General features: G+C 49.7%; 2 protein-coding genes. One reads left to right on the forward strand and one right to left on the reverse strand.

Annotated features, from left to right (window positions below; genetic code table 11):
• Positions 1 to 303 precede the first annotated feature (303 nt).
• Positions 304 to 2,424, reverse strand: coding sequence for a DUF262 and DUF1524 domain-containing protein (locus RR842_RS12780; protein ID WP_332729991.1), 2,121 nt, complete (start codon positions 2,422 to 2,424; stop codon positions 304 to 306).
• Positions 2,425 to 2,774: 350 nt separating this feature from the next.
• Between RR842_RS12780 and RR842_RS12785 the strand changes: the two genes are divergently transcribed.
• The coding region (locus RR842_RS12785) for a transposase (protein WP_332729993.1) at positions 2,775 to 3,700 on the forward strand (926 nt) is incomplete at its 3' end.

Here is a 3,700-nt window from a genome sequence, read left to right on the forward strand (position 1 = left end):
CTCAAGAGGAAAACTGCCTATTTCAAAGCTTTTTTATACTCCGAATAGCGAAAATCAATTTGCCTGTTTTGCCAGTTGAATAGCCATGTTTACCAAGGCATACGCCGAGCCTTGATCGAGGGCATCAAAATTGTGGATAAAAGGCGGGGCGCGGGCACCTTATCCAATAATTGCATAACACATCGTTAAAATACGCTCCCATCAATAATCCTTCCTGATGATTTTTTTTCCGATTACCGCTCTCGACAAAATCTGCGCATTTCAGCTTCCGCAACGCCGCACGAACACCTTCTTCATTACACTCTAGCACTGGTTGACCAATGCCATAACATGCTCGATTTCTCCGGTGTTGGGAAGGTTGACAAATGTCGGCATTCCCGGCCCAAAACCACCAGCTGATCTCTTGTCTTTCGTTATGCGTATCGGATCCTCGAGGTCTTCGATAGGCTTAGGCAGACCGATTGCAAGGCGTCCGCCATCACCTTTTCTTGGATGAATTGAAAGATGCATTTTTCTACCGCTCGTTCGGTATCCAATATAAAACTTAGTTACATACTGCTCCCAGTCAGGGTGCTCTTCTTCTATGCGGGCAGTAAAAGCTTCAAATAACTCATAACAAATGCCGCCAACCGCAACCCAAGCATGGTTATCCTCAATGGTCCAGATAGGCTCTTCGCCCGTTGTTTTGCTCGGACGATATTGGTCTACCACCTCAGGCAAAACTTCCGGAAACCTCCAGACACCCACGGCTCTTTTTGCCAAAGCGGCAGACCTGGCTTCGATTGTCGCCTGGTTCCACTCAGACATTTCAGCTAACGATCGATTAAGTGAAAGGCTGCTGATTTTATATCCCGTAGCTGAATCGCTTTGCTTATCAATAAATGGCTTATTTGAGAGCTCGGAATTATATCCGGTTAATGTTAGGTTACCCAAGGAATTACATAGCTCTTCATGTACTCTTTCCCAATCATCACCGAGCATAGCCTTCCACTCTGACGAAGCAGATATGGTTTGAGGCATGATGTGCTCAACGCTGTAATCATCTACATCGATTGGCTCTTTTGGATGATAGGAGTTTTCGAGTCGTTCGAGATAATACTTGGTTTTGCTGAAGCGATAATAACAATCTCGCGAGGAAAAGGCCTGCTGAAAGTCTTTATCTGTTGGAAAATATGCAGTCATGTTTGGACCGTGAATTAAAAGTGTCGCACAAACATACTGAGCAATATTCACGTGCTGGTTCAGATCACGATACATACCCGCAAAGAAGTTGTTAAGGCCTGTCGTTAGCCTTCCGCACACAGCTCTACGGAACAGGAACGACTCGATAGCATCACATACTTCTAAAAAGTCATCTCTCGTCAAATCGCCTTCAACATATGCCGCGTAAAGAGTCAGCATAAGTGGACGAATTGGCTTTACATCAAGATCGCAAATTCGTCCAAATCGCAGCGAAAGATCAAGATCCGTTTCCTTACCCAAGAACATGCTCGCGTACCATTTCGCATAGGACAAAAGTTCCGCTAAGAGATCCCCTGTTGTCCCTTCAAAAATGTCCTTTCTAAAACGCTTGAATTCCGTATATGCGTCATCTTCCTTTGGTTTGCGTGACGGCACTTTTATCCACAGCCAATACCAAATAAAGGCATTAAACTCCCGATCGCCATTGCGCCCGAACAGCCGCTCCATCGGTCGCCAATACCCCTCGTATAGTTTTGTCTGCTCCGCGTTAGGAAGGGACATCAAAATATAGTTTCGTATCAAATCCGTAGGCGTTAATGCCTTGCCCTTAGAATTCATAGACTCAAAGATTAGCTGAGCGTTATCAACACCCGCATCAAGCTGGGTATCAATTACCTGAATATTTCGAAGACCTACCCAAAACTGCTGCGCATTAAACCCGCGAACTAGCATCTTGGACTTAAAGTAATCAAAATTATCTATGAGAAGTTGTGACCCATCTTCGGGCAAGGCCGCTTCACCAACAATGCCAAATAATGTTTCTTTATCATCTTGAGAAAGAATAAGTTTATACCTAGAGCTGCCAGCATAATCGATATCGTTATAGAGATAGCTTCGCCGCAAGGAAGATATCTTTGTATCTTGCAAGAAGGAAGCTCGAGTTTCATCTTCTTCTAAACATTCCACGAATGCAGTCAAAATCAATGACAATGTCGCCATTCTTTGCTGGCCGTCGATAAGAAGCATTTTCTTAATGCTGGTTAGCGTGGCATCGGATTCAGGAATATACAAAACCGAACCAACAAAGTGAGGTTTCCCCTCTTGGCCGGCACGAACGATATCTTCCCAAAGATCCTCGCACTCCTTGCGCTGCCAAGAGTACATCCGCTGATAAACAGGAATAATAAACTGAGTATTCGCTGTTCCTAGGATATCGAGAAATGACGCTTGAGTTGCTTGCATAAACTATCCTCTCAACGGGTATTTCTAATTGTACCGCAAGCGAGATACGCGCCCATTACAGTAGTAATCAGCCCAAAACCATAGCTAGGGGCTTGGCGGCTCCTGCTAGACAAACGCTCAGCCAGCTTTTGATCTAGTATAGCTATGGCCCGTTGGGTCGCTGGCCGGCCGCCCTCGGATGGCCTTTTGCCCCTGCCTCTCACGAAGGCCCGGGGGGTGTTGCCACCGAGGGTCGGCCGCCGCCATTCCGGCTGATAGGAACCTGCCGAGCGCAGACTGCGCTACGGCCAAGTAATGTGGTTGCCGAGAGGCGGCGAATTGGACGGCCAGCCAAGTGAAAGGGTACCACCATGGCCGCCAAGGACACAACGCTCACCGACAGACACGATGCCTATCTGGGAATCGACGTGGGAAAGGAAACCCACTGGGCCTATGCTCTCGATTCGATGGGCACCGTGCTTTTGAGCCGACGGATCGCCAACTCCGAGGCCGATCTGGACACGCTGATGACACGGTGTCCCGACGACACCCTGGTCATCGTCGACCAGCGCCGCAACATCGGAGCACTCGTCCTGCGCCGCGCGAGAGCTGCAAGCAAGCCGGTCGCCTACCTTCCCGGCAGCGTGGAGCACAGCATGGCGAAGAGCTTCCCCGGCATCGCCAAGACCGACGAGCGGGACGCACAGGTTATCGCGAGGACGGCGCTCGGAATGCCACACACACTCAGACCCGTTCCCGAAGAAAACCCCAATTTGGATGGTGCACGCATCATGTCGGCGCAGCTTGCCCAAGTGCAAAAGGATAGAACTGCCTGCGCCAACGCACTACATGCAAGGCTACTGGAATCCCGTCCCTCTTTTGAGCTAGCTTGCGACATGACGGCACCTTGGTGCGCCGGGATGCTCTCTGAGATGGGCGGGCCGTGGAACATGCTCGATGCCGGGCGCGAGAAGTTCTGCGTCTGCTCTCGCAAGCATGGCGCGAGCCGGAAAGACCGCGATAAGCTCTGGAACGCGATTTCGGGGGAGAAATCAAGCATGCAAGCGGTGGCGGCTGAAAAACGCTACGTGAAACACTTTGCATCACGAATCACCTCGGACAACGCAGCCGAAGCAGAGCTTCACACCGCCATTGAGGAATCCCTTTCAACCAACGCCGATTATGCAAACCTCCAGACGATTCCAGGCATAGGACCCAGGACCGCCGCACAGTTGGTCGTTACTGTGAGCATCGACGATTTCAAAAGTCACGACAAGCTTGCCAGCTATTGCGGGCT

It is taken from the genome of Gordonibacter sp. (assembly GCF_036667095.1).
In the GTDB taxonomy this organism is placed as follows: domain Bacteria; phylum Actinomycetota; class Coriobacteriia; order Coriobacteriales; family Eggerthellaceae; genus Gordonibacter.

Excerpts from the sequence above, each read along its gene's own strand:
- RR842_RS12780 (WP_332729991.1), bottom strand. The coding sequence starts at position 2,424 with ATGCAAGCAACTCAAGCGTCATTTCTCGATATCCTAGGAACAGCGAAT.